This window comes from Weissella sp. MSCH1 (assembly GCF_045799135.1).
Lineage (GTDB): Bacteria > Bacillota > Bacilli > Lactobacillales > Lactobacillaceae > Weissella.
Window position 1 is genome coordinate 167,928 of record NZ_JBJMBA010000043.1, and the last position, 14,562, is coordinate 182,489.

The 14,562-nt window shown below is 45.7% G+C and carries 14 protein-coding genes; all 14 read right to left on the reverse strand.

From position 1 onward, the window contains the following. Window positions 1-232: 232 nt before the first annotated feature. Complete coding sequence (locus ACJ28U_RS08835) at window positions 233-868, reverse strand: DivIVA domain-containing protein (RefSeq protein ID WP_085638995.1); 636 nt, start codon at window positions 866-868, stop codon at window positions 233-235. Between the two features lie 14 nt (window positions 869-882). Next, complete coding sequence (locus ACJ28U_RS08840) at window positions 883-1,668, reverse strand: RNA-binding protein (protein ID WP_099087534.1); 786 nt, start codon at window positions 1,666-1,668, stop codon at window positions 883-885. 13 nt (window positions 1,669-1,681) lie between these two features. After that, on the reverse strand, window positions 1,682-1,942 hold the full coding sequence (locus ACJ28U_RS08845) for a YggT family protein (protein ID WP_407619009.1): 261 nt from the start codon (window positions 1,940-1,942) through the stop codon (window positions 1,682-1,684). An 11-nt stretch (window positions 1,943-1,953) separates the two neighbouring features. Then, entirely contained in the window at window positions 1,954-2,403 is a 450-nt protein-coding gene (locus tag ACJ28U_RS08850; RefSeq protein ID WP_043708204.1) for a cell division protein SepF, read from the reverse strand. An 11-nt stretch (window positions 2,404-2,414) separates the two neighbouring features. Beyond that, window positions 2,415-3,686, reverse strand: a complete 1,272-nt coding sequence (gene ftsZ / locus ACJ28U_RS08855; RefSeq protein WP_099087536.1) for a cell division protein FtsZ — start codon at window positions 3,684-3,686, stop codon at window positions 2,415-2,417. Window positions 3,687-3,724: 38 nt separating this feature from the next. Next, entirely contained in the window at window positions 3,725-5,095 is a 1,371-nt protein-coding gene (ftsA, locus tag ACJ28U_RS08860) for a cell division protein FtsA (RefSeq protein ID WP_099087537.1), read from the reverse strand. Window positions 5,096-5,458: 363 nt separating this feature from the next. Continuing rightward, window positions 5,459-6,382: a cell division protein FtsQ/DivIB gene (locus ACJ28U_RS08865; RefSeq protein ID WP_407619010.1), complete on the reverse strand. Its 924-nt coding sequence runs from the start codon at window positions 6,380-6,382 to the stop codon at window positions 5,459-5,461. Between the two features lie 42 nt (window positions 6,383-6,424). Then, window positions 6,425-7,525, reverse strand: coding sequence for an undecaprenyldiphospho-muramoylpentapeptide beta-N-acetylglucosaminyltransferase (gene murG / locus ACJ28U_RS08870; protein ID WP_407619011.1), 1,101 nt, complete (start codon window positions 7,523-7,525; stop codon window positions 6,425-6,427). A gap of 19 nt (window positions 7,526-7,544) precedes the next feature. Continuing rightward, entirely contained in the window at window positions 7,545-8,888 is a 1,344-nt protein-coding gene (gene murD / locus ACJ28U_RS08875; protein ID WP_407619012.1) for a UDP-N-acetylmuramoyl-L-alanine--D-glutamate ligase, read from the reverse strand. Window positions 8,889-8,993: 105 nt separating this feature from the next. Next, on the reverse strand, window positions 8,994-9,986 hold the full coding sequence (mraY, locus tag ACJ28U_RS08880) for a phospho-N-acetylmuramoyl-pentapeptide-transferase (protein ID WP_407619013.1): 993 nt from the start codon (window positions 9,984-9,986) through the stop codon (window positions 8,994-8,996). A 28-nt stretch (window positions 9,987-10,014) separates the two neighbouring features. Next, on the reverse strand, window positions 10,015-12,207 hold the full coding sequence (locus ACJ28U_RS08885) for a penicillin-binding protein (RefSeq protein ID WP_407619014.1): 2,193 nt from the start codon (window positions 12,205-12,207) through the stop codon (window positions 10,015-10,017). Between the two features lies 1 nt (window position 12,208). Continuing rightward, window positions 12,209-12,580, reverse strand: a complete 372-nt coding sequence (ftsL, locus tag ACJ28U_RS08890; RefSeq protein ID WP_099087542.1) for a cell division protein FtsL — start codon at window positions 12,578-12,580, stop codon at window positions 12,209-12,211. Window positions 12,581-12,631: 51 nt separating this feature from the next. Then, window positions 12,632-13,576, reverse strand: coding sequence for a 16S rRNA (cytosine(1402)-N(4))-methyltransferase RsmH (rsmH, locus tag ACJ28U_RS08895; protein WP_407619015.1), 945 nt, complete (start codon window positions 13,574-13,576; stop codon window positions 12,632-12,634). Window positions 13,577-13,637: 61 nt separating this feature from the next. Then, a complete protein-coding gene (mraZ, locus tag ACJ28U_RS08900; RefSeq protein ID WP_010372671.1) occupies window positions 13,638-14,072 on the reverse strand; it encodes a division/cell wall cluster transcriptional repressor MraZ in 435 nt (144 codons plus the stop codon). Between the last annotated feature and the right edge of the window lie 490 nt (window positions 14,073-14,562).

A 14,562-nucleotide genomic window follows, 5' to 3' on the forward strand; every position in this document is an offset into this window, starting at 1 on the left:
CTAAAAAATCCCGCACCGGCTATCACTAGCCAATGCGGGACGTCATGTCAACGTGGTACCACCCGAATTCACGGCAAACTGCCGCCTCTTCTGTGTATTTGATTAAAAAACTTTCTTGCTGATAAGCAAAGTGCGTCACCATCCTAGACTCTCACCGGGTTAATTCTAGGTCGCTGTTTGGAATACACCTTACCGTTTGGTCAAGAAACCATGTTTACATGATAACGAAAAATTAGTCCTTATTCAAGAAGTTTCCGTTGCTTTCTGCTGATTCAGGGAAGATAACAACCGTTTCTACTTCTGAACTATCAGCGGCTGCTGATGTTGGTGCAACCGGTGCAGATGATGCTGATGGCACTTGGTTAGCGGCTGGCTTTTGGAACGCAGCCCAATCATCAGTCTTAACCAAATCCATTTGTGCCTGCAATAGACCTTCAATCTTGGCCTTAAAGGCACCCATATCCTTGTCCAAAGCATCCTTTTCAGCAACCAACTTTTCGTTCTTAGCTTGTGACTCAGTCAACAAAGCATTGGCCTTCGCGTTAGCTTCCATAACAATCTTTTGTGCTTCAGCTTGAGCTTGTTGCAACGTTGCTTCAGCTTCAGCCTCTGTTTGCTTCTTCAAACGATCAGCGGCTTCTTGCGCAATCAAAATTGATGAGTTAACAGATTGCTTCATCTCTTCAACTTGCTTAGCGTTGGCATCTGCTTCAGCCAATTGCGTCTTCAACGTTTGATTCTCTTGCATCATACCATCGTAATCAGTTACGATACGGTCCAAAAATTCTGAAACTTCGGCCTTATCGTACCATTTGTTACTTTTTGTTGTGAATTCCTTCGCGTGAATCTCTTGTGGGGTCAATGCCATGTGCTTTCTCCAATCTATTTCTTCATCACAGCGAGTGACACTCGCCATTTATCTTTTTTTGTCATGCCGTTCTCGGCGACTAATTTCAGTCGACCAAAGTGGCGGACGGAAACCAAATCATTTACCGCTAGGACAAAGTCTGGACGGTCCACGTCAGTCCAGTTTACACGAACTTGACCACGTTCAACCAACTCTTTTGCATGCGTCCTAGAGACATTATACCCATTAGCTACCAGTGTATCTAGTCGTAAGGACGAAACCGTTGTATCAATTTCAGTCCATTCCTCAATTGGGGCACTAATATCTGTCAGAGAGGCCGTCTCAAAACGCACCTTTGTCTTGCCAATATGATCCATAGTGGTTTGAATGTAGGTCGCCATTGGCACCGTCGTTAAAAAGTGCCACGCTCCCTCTTCACCACTAATAATATCACCGATACTGTCACGTGTAATGCCATTATTCATTAGCGTGCCCAAAATAGTACTGTGATGTAATTCAGCAAATTTTTGCGGATAATTAATTGCAATTACGGCAAGTTCAAAATCACTTTGCTGAATATCATAATACGCAGGCGCGATAACTGTTCGAGCGCTTTCAGCATCAGCATAACCACCTTCGTGCTGCCATTTTAAGTCGTCGTGCTGATTAACTAGCGTCTCAATAATATATCTCTGCCTCGGGTTTAAAAAATTCGTCAGGACTGGACGATACTCATCCAGAGCCTGACGAATTAAGCCTTGCGCTACATCAAGAAACGCGGCTTCACTCGGGCGGAAATGCTGTGCTACATTATCTGCCATATCGTTTCTTCTTTTATATCATTCGTGCAATTGCTTGCAATCCAACTTGAGCTGCTTGCAAAAGCAATAATCCGGCCAAAGGTGTGAAATCAATAAATCCCGTGCGTGGAATAAAACGACGTAGTGGATCTAAAATAACTCCGGCAATCATGCCCAAAAATTGACCCAGCGCAGATTGTTGTGCACCTGGCAACCAAGACATCAAAACCCAGATAAGAATCACAAATTCCAAGGCTCGTAGAATCAAACTCAAAAGTAAAAAGATTGCAAGCATATTATCACCTATTAATTGAACTGTTGTCCTAAGTTTTGTGAGATGGTACCAGAAATCTCAAAATTATGTGGTGTCGCAAGGAAAATGCGTTCACCAACACGTTCGATAATACCATCAACCGCAAATGCCGTTCCACCAAGGTAGTCCAACACACGCTTACCAGTATTCTCGTCAATCGATCCAAGGTTAACAATCACTGCTTCACCTGCCAACAATTGCGTGGCAATCGTTTGGGCATCTGCATATGTGCGTGGCTCGTACAATGCGATTTTTGACGTTTCGCTTCGTGAGCCATCCATCTTCAAAACATTAGGACGCCGGGCAGCAGTCGGACGGGTTGCATTTGAAGTCGCTGTTGGTGCAGCAGACCCTTGTGCCGTATCCTCAGCATATTGCTCTTCAGGTACCTCTTCTTCGTAGTAGTTATCCACCCCGAAGAATTCCTTGAACTTAAATGCCATTGTCAGTCTCCTTACTTATCGCCGCGCTTCATCCAGTTAAAGTAAGCAGGACGCTCGATTTCCTCTTCTGCTGCCGTTTGTTCTGGGGCTGCTTGAGGTTGTACTGGTTCAGCAGGTGCAGCTTGTTGTTGCGCTGGCTGTTGTTGTACAGGCTGTTCTGGCTTAACATTCCAATCCGCAAACGGATCTGTGTTAACTGGTTGTTGTGGTTGTACTGGTGCCGTTTGTTGTGGCTGGACCGGTTGTTGCACTGGTTGTTCAGTCACTGCTTCAAAAGGGCTCGCAGTATTCACCGTACCAAGGTTAATTTCAGGACGTGGCGTTGCTGGGCGATCGATACCAGTTGCAATAACTGTCACAACCAAGTCACCCTCCATCTCCATGTCAATCGTCGTTCCAAAGATGATGTCAACATCCGTTCCGGCAGCTTGGGCAATTGTTTCTGAAGCTTCTTGTGCTTCGAACAATGACATGTCAGCGCCACCCTTAACAGAAAGCAAGACATTCGTTGCACCTTCGATCTTAGCTTCCAACAAAGGTGAAGCAATGGCCTTTCGCGTCGCTTCAGCGGCACGATTTTCACCAGAAGCTGAACCGATACCCATCAAAGCCGTTCCTTGACCAGCCATGGCTGTCTTCACATCAGCAAAGTCCAAGTTGATGATACCAGGCTTGGTAATCAAATCTGAAATACCAGACACACCTTGCAACAACACATCATCGACCATCTTAAAGGCTTCCATAATTGGCGCCTTCTTATCGACGATTTGAAGCAAGTTATTGTTAGCAATCACGATTAACGTATCAACGTTTTCCTTCAACTTAGCTAATCCTTCAGCGGCTGACTTGCCACGCTTTGGACCTTCAAATGAGAATGGACGTGTTACAACACCAATCGTCAAAGCACCTGAGTCCTTCGCAATCTTAGCAATAACTGGTGCAGCACCTGTACCGGTACCACCACCCATACCTGCCGTAACAAAGACCATGTCTGCACCAGCAAGCGCTTCGGCAAGTTCTTGTTCGCTTTCCTTTGCGGCTGCTTCACCAACTTCTGGACGGGCACCAGCACCAAGTCCACGAGTTGCCTTTGTTCCGATTTGAATTTTGTTTTCAGCTGCTGAACGCTCAAGTGCTTGGGCATCAGTGTTTGCAACGATGAATTCAACACCTTCAACACCGTCGCTCACCATTTGGTTAACGGCGTTTCCACCACCGCCACCGACACCGATGACCTTAATCGTTGCGCCGTACTCTTGGTTCATATCCATTTGGAAATCCATAACGAGCTCCTTTTTCTACTCTGTATTTCTTTTATAAATTAGTCGAAAAATTCCTTGAAGAAATTCCGAATTGGATTTTGCTTCTTTGGACTTTCATCGTTTTCTACTGACGTTTGCTCGTATTCTGATGCATCAACTGGTTCTGCCGTTTGAGGTTGAACTGCTTGCATCGCTTGCCGTGGCTCAGGTTGTACCGGCGTTGACATAACCTGACGCCCAAGGGTCGGTTGACCTAACACCGTCAATGGCAAATCATACAAAGCTTCCTTCACAATCAACTGTACTGGTGTTTGTTGCGCCGCATAGTGCACAATTGCCCATGCCCCCGCATAGCCGGGATGGCGCAAACCAATATCGCTTGGTACAAATGACTTTACCTGAACCTGATAAGCTGCCTTAACAGCCTCTGGCGCACCTCGTAATGCGGCACCTCCACCGGTTACAACAACACCACCAGGCAAATCAAACGCACCGACTAAGTTCAGTTTTTCACCAAGCTTATCCAGAATTTGCATCAAGCGTGCCTCGATAATTTGTGCAACCATTAATTCAGATACTTGTTCAGGCGTCTCAGCCCCAACCTTTTGAATAACCAGTTTGTTATCTGCGTTTGCCATTTCTGACAATGCCAACCCAGCGTCCAACTTCAACATGTCTGCATCGTGCAAGCCAATCTCCAATACAGCGCTAATATCGCGAGAAATATTCTCGCTTCCCGCTGGGAAAGTAGTCAAAAACTTTAGCTGATTATCGTGGACAACCGTTGCTGTTGTTTGTCCAGCCCCCATGTCCATTAGAATCGTGCCAAATTCTTGTTGGCCCTCTGCGAGCACCGTTTTGCTATAAGCAAGTGGCGCTAACACAAAATCACGTAGTTGCAAACCAGCCTTGGCAACCGCCATCCGCAAATTCGCCAGGATATTTCGGGGCGCTGTGTAGGCGACCCCCTTCATTTCCAAACGCATCCCGACCATATCATTAGGATCTTGAATGCCATCAAAGTCATCAACGATAAACTCTGTTGGCAACAACTCAACAACTTCTCGATCAGCCGGTAATTGAATTTTAATTGCCTGTTTCACAGCAGCAGCGACGTCAGCATATGAGATATGCTGACTATCTTTAACCGTTACCATGCCACTGACATGTTGAATTTGAATGTTATTTGCTGGCAAACTAGCCACAACTTCTGTCACAGGGACGTCAGTCTGCTCATTTACCTGTGCAATTGCTTGTCGAATGTCGTTAGCAGTCGCATCAATATCAACAACGATACCGCGCTTTACGCCATGAGCAACTGAACGACCAACTGCAACGATATTAGCTTGTTGGTCTCGAACATCTGCAGCTAACACTTTAATGGTGCTCGTCCCGACATCGAGACCAACAATCAAACCATGGTTGGCCATCTTAATTCCTCCTTTGACTGCCAAACGATGTTGTTTAAATAAATAAAGTAGACTGGTCACGTGGGGGCCAAATAGCACCCGACGTGACCAATTCCGCTCTATCCGGTCGCGGGTTGCGCAATATTTTTTTGTGAATTAAAAAAAATTTGGGTTAATTGTTCCGGGTTAAAAAATTAACTTAGTTTGCCATCGGGGGCGCCAAATAGCACCCGACGTGACCAATTCCGCTCTATCCGGTCGCGCTTTGCGCAATATTTTTGACTGAAATCAAAAATCTTAGGCTAATTGCTACCGGGATAAACAATTCTTTAAAAATAATACCATACTTTCAGGTGTTTCTTCCATACTTTCAAGCAGGTTTTCTTACTGATATGGCTTGAAATATGCCCCCACTTGTAGGTCGGCTTGACCTGGTTTGTCTAATTGCGCAACCATGCCTGGATAGTACCGCAACTTTTTCGATAAATCATCAGCGCTAATTAAGACCTGATTACCGTCATTCATGTACAACTTCAGGCGTTGCGCATTCTGCGCATCTGGTGACCAGACAATCTCCGAAACCGCATGACGCAGTGGGGTTGATAGCTTACCAAATTCGGACAACGTCAGCTTTAATTGTTTACCTGACGTAAAGCCGTCATACAACGGCAGCCCCCCGACTGGGTGCGAGGCAGACCCATGTTTAAGCATTGTCCCGTTCGCCAAAATTGGGTAATAACGACTACCTGCTTTCACGTAGCCAACCTGGACAATTTCTTTAACTTTCACTTCAACCGTATTCGTTCCAACCAATCGTAACTTTAAACTAGCAACCTGTGGATCGTTTTTCTGCGCTAATTTATTAAAATAATTACTTTGATGCACGGTAGAAAACAGTGGTTGCCCAAGTTGCAATCCGGCCGCCTTTAGGACCGCCTTGTCAGACAGATCTTGGGTACCAACAACATTGAACTTCTGAATCTGACCGAAAGGCGAGATGAGGTAGCCCAAGAATGCAGCTGCGACACCGAGAACGGCAAGCGTTTTTAATGTACTTCGTTCGTGTTGATACAATCGACGTGTCGATGGATCAAATCGTGGCTTAGCCCGCAATAAATTCGCTTCAACATCATCGTCATCATAGCCATCTACCGAAAAATTAACGGTATCGGCAACTTCGTCGGCACCACTTTTACCAGCGCGTCGTGTTGGTAACGATGACCAATCCTCCTCGGATAGCAACGCATCCAAATGCGCTTGAATATCTGACGAAGACTTATCATTTTGAGTTGTTTTATCGGCCATCATTACCTCCTTTCGCCACGTAATATCCTGGCATTCTCAGCTACATTAGTTTTTAATAACCGACTTAATCAACTTGATAAATTGGTCAGCAGCATCTGGAACACCCAGTGTTGTCGCTGCTGTCGCCATCGCTTGACGTTCGGCTTGATTCGTCATCAATTGATCAATTGTGCCAAACAACGTCGTACCCGTTAGTGATTCTTCGGTAATCATTTCCGCTGCACCCGCTTCAACCAAGCTACGTGCGTTCTTGGTTTGGTGGTCATTCGTGACGTAAGGGCTTGGAATCAAAATCATTGGCTTACCCAATGCCGTTTGTTCAGCAAGACTAGTCGCACCAGCACGGCCAACAACCAAATCAACTGCTGGCATCAACTGTGGCATGTTGCCAATATATGGTACCACCGCAACATTCGCAGCCGCCGTCACGCCAGCCGTTTGCATGTCCGCTTGCACTTCATCAAAACGCTTGCCACCAGTCACAAAAATAACTTGGTAGGGCCGATCAACAAACTTTGGTAAGGCTGCCACCATCGCTTTGTTCAGCTTCAGCGCACCTTGTGAACCACCAAAAATTAATACCGTTGGCACAGTTGCCGATAGGTTCAAGTCGGCCCAATCGAAGCTACCTTCACCATCAACGACTTCTTGGGCGCGTGGATTACCAACCACCGTTGCCAATCCTGGCTTAAACGCTGGAATAGCTGCTGGAAAGGCAACGCCCACCTTGGTCACTTTACGTGCCAAAAACTTATTAGTGACACCAACAACTGAATTTTGTTCGTGAATGACCGTTGGAATCTGTAGTTGCTGAGCCGCGTACAACACTGGCCCTGATACGTATCCGCCCGTTCCGACAACGACGTCTGGCTTAAAGTCCAATAGCATCTGCTTAGCCTTACGCGTCGCACTTAAGAACAGGTAAATCGTTTTAAAATTATCCACTGACAGTGACCGCTTAAATCCCTGAACAGCCAACGCCTTAAAGGCAAAACCAGCATCAGGCACGATAGTCTTCTCTAACCCACGTTCGCCACCAATGTAGAGCACCTCAGTACTTGGATCTTGCTTTTTTAATTGCTTAACAGTGGCCAGGGCCGGATAAATGTGTCCACCAGTACCACCACCAGATACAACAATACGCATAATTGTTAATTCCTCTTTATTAATCTTTTGTAGCGTGTGCTTGTACAGCCGCTACAAATAAATCACCACGGGTTTCGAAGTTTGGGAATTGATCCCATGACGCCGCCGCTGGTGATAGTAAGACGACATCACCAGGTTCACTCAGTTCAAAAGCTGGTTCAACCGCTGCTGGGGCGTCCGTGGCGTGGACGACGGGAATTGCCAACGCCTCCCCGACTGCCGCAACCTTGTCCGCTGTTTGACCAAAGACAATCAATGCCTTGACGTGCGCCTTCATCGCTTGAAGTAAACGCATCTGATCATCGCCACGGTCTAAACCACCCGCTAACAACACAACAGGTGCTGTAAAGCCAGACAAAGCCATTTCAGTTGCTTCGATATCTGTCGCCTTAGAATCATTATATACTTGACGTCCGTCAAACGTACCAACAAACTGCAAACGGTGTTCAACACCCGTAAAGCGTCGTAACGCCTCAGCAATATCGTTAGTTGGCACATGGCGTAACTTACCGACTGCGATTGCCACCAGCGCATTTTCTATGTTGTGATCACCTGGCACGCCAAGCTCAGTTGCAGCCATGACCAACTCGCCTTGATAGTATAACTGGCCATCGTGCTCGTAGGCGCCGTCTTCACTGTTGTCCAATCGTGAGACTGGTATAACAGTTGCAGCGGTTTGTTGCGCCAATTCACGCCACTCAGCGCGATCGTAATTAATCACTAAATAGTCATCCGCCGTTTGATTTTTGGTAATCCCCATTTTAGCAGCCACGTAATTTTCACGTGAGCCATGGTAATCCAAGTGCGATGCAAAAATATTCGTAATAATCGCAATATTAGGCTTGGCTTCAGGCATCCCCATCAATTGGAATGATGATAATTCAGTGACTAAGGTATCTGTGTCGCGTAAACTAGGTGCCCCTTCACTTACCGGTGTCCCAATATTACCAGCAACAACAACTTGATGGTCGGACGTTGCTTGCGTACGCAATACAGCTGCAATCATCTCAGTTGTCGTTGTTTTACCATTCGAACCAGTTAATGCAATCCATTCACCACGAATATATTTTTGTGCCACGGCAACTTCGACCACAATTGGAATACCTGCATCTTCGGCTGCCACAAGAACTGGAATCGTGTATGGAATACCTGGATTTTTAACAACTAAGTCAACACCCGCTAATAGTTCCGTGGTTTGTTCCGTTGTAAACGTTGCCCCACGCGCTTGTAGCGCCACAACGTCCTCGTTTGTCACATCCATCTTTGGGTCTGAAACTGTCACTTGCGCACCTTCGTTTAATAACAACGACGCAACGGCTGCTCCAGAACGTGCAAAGCCAATTACCAAAACATGCTTATTCATGATCAGATCCCCTTATATAAAATATGTACACGGGCAAGCCCGCAGTGCATTTTGCTGTTAACAAAATGCGATATGTCAGCGTTTCCGCTTTAATTAAATAGTTATTTACTTAAACAAGATAAAATATAGAACGGCAACAATCAAACCAACCGCCCAGAAGAATGAGTCCACTTGCCATTCATTCCATGGCTTGTCAGTGTTCCCCGTCAAGCCACCCTTTTCGAAGCTGTGGTGAATAGGCGTCATCAAGAAGACGCGCTTCTTGAAAAAGTGATAACTCGTTACTTGAATCATAACGGTTAACGTCTCAACCATAAAGACAAAGCCAATCAAAATCAATGACCATTCCCGGTGAAGGACTAATGCGTTCATTGCCAGTCCAGCACCTAACGCAAGGGATCCCGTATCGCCCATGAAGATTGTTGCTGGATAATGGTTAAAGACCAAGAATCCCAGCAAAGCGCCAATCATCAAAGCATCTAACAAAACCATACTCATATCGCCTTGCATCAAGGCGATAATTAGATAGGCGACATAAGCGATAATGGCCGTCCCAGATGCTAAACCATCTAACCCGTCTGTCAGGTTTGTCGCATTAGACCACCCAACGAGCCAAAAAATAGTAAACAAGGCATAAACCACAACACTGTTGATTTCACCCAACCCAAACGGCAAGGCAAGCACAAAGTCAAATTTTCCCAAGTAAAGCACTAGCATTGCTAGTAAAGCAGCAACGATTTGTGCTGTCAGCTTTGGCAAAAAACGGAAACCTTCATCACGGTGATTGAAGATTTTGATACTGTCATCAAAACCGCCAACCAAAGCAAACACAATAATGGCAATTAGTGTTGCCCAACCCGTTGGCGCTGCGTGTCCAGTTGCTAATGCGAGAATCACAAATCCCAACACAACAACTGGGATAAACCCAGCCCCGCCCATCGTGGGTGTGCCGGCTTTGGCTGCGTGATCAGGTCCATTTCCCCCTGTACGCATCACCAGTTGTTGCACCTTAATCTTTTTAAACCAATCTCGCAAGCGGGGCACTACTAGCACCGTTGCAATTAGACCTACTAATAAGCCTAGTAACAAAGTCGTCATCTCGACGTCTCCTCTCAATCATTAATCTCTAATTTGTTTTGGGTTCCTTAAATTCAACCGTAATGTCGTGATACCCATCCGCTAACTTGGTATCAGGCAAAATTGATTGCGTGCTAACGAAACCGTCGCCCTTGATGACAACATTAATGTCCGCTAACTTGGCCCACGCTAACACATCACTTTTTGCCCAGCCACCCATATCCGGCACGGCGATGTCATGACCCGTATTTAAGAATACACGTTGGCCAACCAGCGACTTTTGTCCGCCAATTGGACTTTGCGACTTAACCGTCTTTCCATCACCCATAACAATTGGGGTTAAATTAGCGGCAGTCACTTCCCGTTTTGCTTCGGCAGTTGATCCACCGACAACAGTTGGAATTTTCACCTCTTGATCCGCGCTAACAACCACCTTATTATCATCCTCCGACATTTGCAAGGCCTGTTGCATCACACTAACGAACACGTCAGACATATCAGTTGCAATGTTGGCAGTATTTCGTTGCGGTTCTTTCGTCACCACATACATCAGGTAACGCGGGTTCTTAGCAGGTGCCATCCCCATCCAAGAATGGATCTCATGCGTGTTATCACCTGGTGCTGAATAACCAGTCGCCGTGGCAACCTGTGCTGTACCAGACTTACCCGTTGTCTTAACCCCTGGGATGGCATACATCTTGCCGAGACCGTATTCGGAATAAATAACATCCTCTAATTGTTCACGGGTCGCTTTCGCTGTTGATGCCTTAATTGGCTTAGCAACAACTTCACGCTTGGCTTGATAAACTACTTTTTTGGTATTTGGATCAACAATTTTCTCAACAACATGCGGTTTCAATTCTTCACCATTACCAGCAATGGCTGAGTAAGCCTGCATCATCTGCAACGGTGTAATTGAGATCGCCTGTCCAAAGGCTGTGTTGGCTTGCTCGATTGGATACTTAAATTGCATTGTTCCAGCAGCTTCGCCATCCAACCCAGAGTCAGTTGACTTCAAAAAGCGGAACCGGTGAATATACTTTTCCCATGTATCCGCCCCCATCTTTTGCTCCGTCAGAGCCATCGCGACGTTTGACGATTCTGCAATACCACGGGCATACGTAATTTCACCCCAACCCTCACCATTATTCCAATCAGTAACCGCCCGGTCGCCAATTTTTAATGTGCCGGATTGGTAGGTTGCATCGCCATTCCAATTATCCGTATCGATGGCAGCCGCTAACGTGATCCCTTTCATAACCGAACCTGGCTCAAATGTCGTTGATGCCAACTCGTTATTCCAATACGTACCAACTCCTTTACGGGTCGTTGCATTAAACGTTGGCCGTTGCGTTGTCGCGACGATATTTCCTGTCTTCGTATCCATCACAACCGCGATGGCCGACTTAGGTTTCATATCGTCATCCAACGCGTCCATTTTCTTTTCCAGCGTCGTTTGCAACTTCGTATTTAACGTTGTATAGATATCATAACCATTTTCGGCCGGTTGATTATGTTTTGAAACAGCCAGATCTCCGTCATCAACGCTGGTAGTTTTTACACCATTTTTTCCAGTCAATTGCTTGTTATACGCCTGTTCCAATCCCATCATTCCTGTTAACGTCTGCTTCCCCGTCTTATCGTTCACTTTCTCACTGGTCATTCCCACCAAATCCGAAGCGAATTTACCATTAGGATAAAAACGTGACGTCCCTGGTGTAAAAATAATCCCCGGGATTTTCAAGGCCTTAACCTTCTTGTACGTCGTGACATCCATTTTCAGCCCGTGTTGGCCAAATTGAACTTGATTCAAATTTTGCTTTCGGGCATTAGCTAACACCTTTTGATATTCCGCCGGTTTACCACCTAAAACTCCAGCCAATTGCTTCGCAACCTTTTTATCTTGGCTAGGCTTTACGTAAGCGGGTTTACCATCCGCATCAATTTGCGATTTATCTAACACCGCCGCGGCCGTGTAAGTCGATGAATTTTCAGCCAAAACATTTCCAACCGAATCAAAGATTTCGCCACGCTTGGCTTGCACCTCGTTTTGACTCTGATAAATGAGTTGAGCGGCCTTGTCCAACTTATGTCCCTTTACCTCTTTGGCAACGGCAACATAAGAAAAACGGACCCCCAACACAACCAATACCAGTATCATCGACCCGAGCAAAATGCGCCCAGAGTTGCGACTATATTTATCCGATTGGTTACGTTTTGGCATCCGTTGTTTCTTTACCATGCTACTTCACGTTCCTTATGTTTTGATTCTGTAAACTCAAGCCATGCTTTTCAGCAACTTGACCCAAACGATCTGGACTAGATAAGCTGCTAACTTCCTGCTTCAAATCGTTATTTTTGTCACGTAATTGTTCGAGCTGCGTCGTTGTTGACTGGAGTTGCTTATTAGCTGAAGCACCCTTACTTGCCATGAACATGACCAAAAACGCCATAAACGCAACCGTTACAACCGCGGCAGCAGCCATTGTCAAATCCATTGCATTCCAAACGGGCTTCTCATAAGGGCGACGCACCGTCTTAGTCTTAACCTGGCGTTGCGGCTGATTAACTTTTTTTGGCGCTGTATTGCCAGCGTACTTTGGCATTGCATCCATGACTTTCAGATCCTTCCTTACACGTTCTTATTTAGGTAAGAACAGTTTTCATTAACGTAGTCTTTCAATAACACGTAACTTGGCAGAATGTGCCCGGTGATTTTCCGCCATCTCTTCTTCGGATGGCAAAATTGGCTTACGTGACACCAATTTAAAATCAGGTTGCATCTCATCTGGAATGATTGGCAGCCCCGCTGGTACTTCCGGTAATGCCGTCTTTTCTTTAAACATTGTCTTTACCAGACGATCTTCCAACGAGTGGAACGTAATAACTGAAATCCGGCCCCCAACTTTTAACATGTCAAGCGCTTGGGCTAAAGATTCTTCTACCACCCCAAGTTCATCATTAACTGCGATACGAATCGCTTGAAATGATCGCTTAGCTGGGTGCCCACCTGTACGGCGAGCCGCAGCCGGAATAGCTGACTTAATCACTTCCACCAATTCAAAAGTTGTTTCAATTGGTTTAATCGCACGTTGCCGTTCAATAGCGCGTGCAATTTGCTTGGCAAACTTTTCCTCACCATAACGCGACAAGATACGAAGTAAGTCGTGGAAATCCCACTCATTAACAACCGTCCGGGCATTCAACTCTTGGGATTGATCCATACGCATGTCAAGTGGCGCATCGTAGTTGTATGAGAAGCCACGTTGCCCATCATCGAACTGTGGTGATGACACGCCGAGATCGTAAACAATCCCATCGATTTCAGTCACGCCGACTTCAGCCAAAGCAGCTTTCAAATTACGAAAATTATTTTGAATAAAAGCTACCTTACCAGCCGCTAGCTCAGCTGCCAGGTGTTCCTTGTTATAATTGATTGCTGTAATGTCTTGATCAAACGACCAAAGCTTACCCGTTGTCAAACGGCTAGCCAACAATTGTGAGTGACCACCGCCGCCTAAGGTTGCATCCACATAGACACCATCTGGCTTAACATTTAAATTATCGATTGCTTCATTAAGCAAGACTGTCACGTGATTAAATTCCGTCATGGCTTAAACCGTTTGACCTTTCATCTTAGTTAACCGGCATAACCCAGTTTGTTTTTATGTTTTAGAAACCGAGGTCTTCCAAACCGTCGGCAATATCATCAAAGTTCTCAGCTGTTTCTTCTTCGTAGGCTTGCCACTTTTCAGCACTCCACAACTCAAAAGTATCATCACCAAGGCCAAACACCGTCACATCCTTATCGATGTTGGCATATTCACGCAAAGTCTGTGACAAATTCACGCGACCTTGCTTGTCAAATTCGACTTCCAATGCGCCACCAAAAACAAATCGTTTAAATTGGCGTGCCTTAGCATTGGTTTCCGGCAAAGCATTAATTTTGGCAGAAAAATCTTGCCACCCGCTCATTGTGTAAGCACGCAGTGAATGATCCATCCAACGTGTGATAACAAAGGCGTCACCTAATTGATTGCGAAATTTTGCAGGGATAATCAACCGGTTCTTCGTATCCAGCGTGTGCTGGTATGTACCCATGAACATCGGCGTTACCCCCTTTCAATTTAATCAACCAGGTCTACCAGTTGCGAATGTTAAGAAAAGTCGACAATTCAATACATTTAATTTACCACAATCTCCCACATCTCACCACCTACCCCCACACGTCACCACAAGGATATAGCTTGATTTTAGAGACAGAAATGTTGATATACCGGCCTGGAGCACCCTTTTTAACAGTCACTTTACAAGTTTTCGAAGAACTTTAGAATTTGAAGAATTCTTTAACTTTTCAGGCGACAAAGCTTGATATACCAACCTTTTAAGTTAATGATAAGCCAGTGGTGAATGGTGGTACGTGGTGGGAGGTGGTGACACCGTTTCGCAAAAAAAGGAGGCTGGGACAAAACTCAGCTGAACATTTTGAATAAAAGCAGGCGCAAACCCATGTATATCAAGGGTTTGCGCCTGCTTTTTGGTATAATAGTGGTAATAAAGGCAAAGAAAAAGACGTTGAGCGGCAACTCAACGTCCA

Coding starts and splice junctions, on each gene's coding strand:
- ACJ28U_RS08835 (WP_085638995.1), bottom strand. CDS start 868: ATGGCATTGACCCCACAAGAGATTCACGCGAAGGAATTCACAACAAAA.
- ACJ28U_RS08840 (WP_099087534.1), bottom strand. CDS start 1,668: ATGGCAGATAATGTAGCACAGCATTTCCGCCCGAGTGAAGCCGCGTTT.
- ACJ28U_RS08845 (WP_407619009.1), bottom strand. CDS start 1,942: ATGCTTGCAATCTTTTTACTTTTGAGTTTGATTCTACGAGCCTTGGAA.
- ACJ28U_RS08850 (WP_043708204.1), bottom strand. CDS start 2,403: ATGGCATTTAAGTTCAAGGAATTCTTCGGGGTGGATAACTACTACGAA.
- ftsZ (WP_099087536.1), bottom strand. CDS start 3,686: ATGGATTTCCAAATGGATATGAACCAAGAGTACGGCGCAACGATTAAG.
- ftsA (WP_099087537.1), bottom strand. CDS start 5,095: ATGGCCAACCATGGTTTGATTGTTGGTCTCGATGTCGGGACGAGCACC.
- ACJ28U_RS08865 (WP_407619010.1), bottom strand. CDS start 6,382: ATGATGGCCGATAAAACAACTCAAAATGATAAGTCTTCGTCAGATATT.
- murG (WP_407619011.1), bottom strand. CDS start 7,525: ATGCGTATTGTTGTATCTGGTGGTGGTACTGGTGGACACATTTATCCG.
- murD (WP_407619012.1), bottom strand. CDS start 8,888: ATGAATAAGCATGTTTTGGTAATTGGCTTTGCACGTTCTGGAGCAGCC.
- mraY (WP_407619013.1), bottom strand. CDS start 9,986: ATGACGACTTTGTTACTAGGCTTATTAGTAGGTCTAATTGCAACGGTG.
- ACJ28U_RS08885 (WP_407619014.1), bottom strand. CDS start 12,207: ATGGTAAAGAAACAACGGATGCCAAAACGTAACCAATCGGATAAATAT.
- ftsL (WP_099087542.1), bottom strand. CDS start 12,580: ATGGATGCAATGCCAAAGTACGCTGGCAATACAGCGCCAAAAAAAGTT.
- rsmH (WP_407619015.1), bottom strand. CDS start 13,576: ATGACGGAATTTAATCACGTGACAGTCTTGCTTAATGAAGCAATCGAT.
- mraZ (WP_010372671.1), bottom strand. CDS start 14,072: ATGTTCATGGGTACATACCAGCACACGCTGGATACGAAGAACCGGTTG.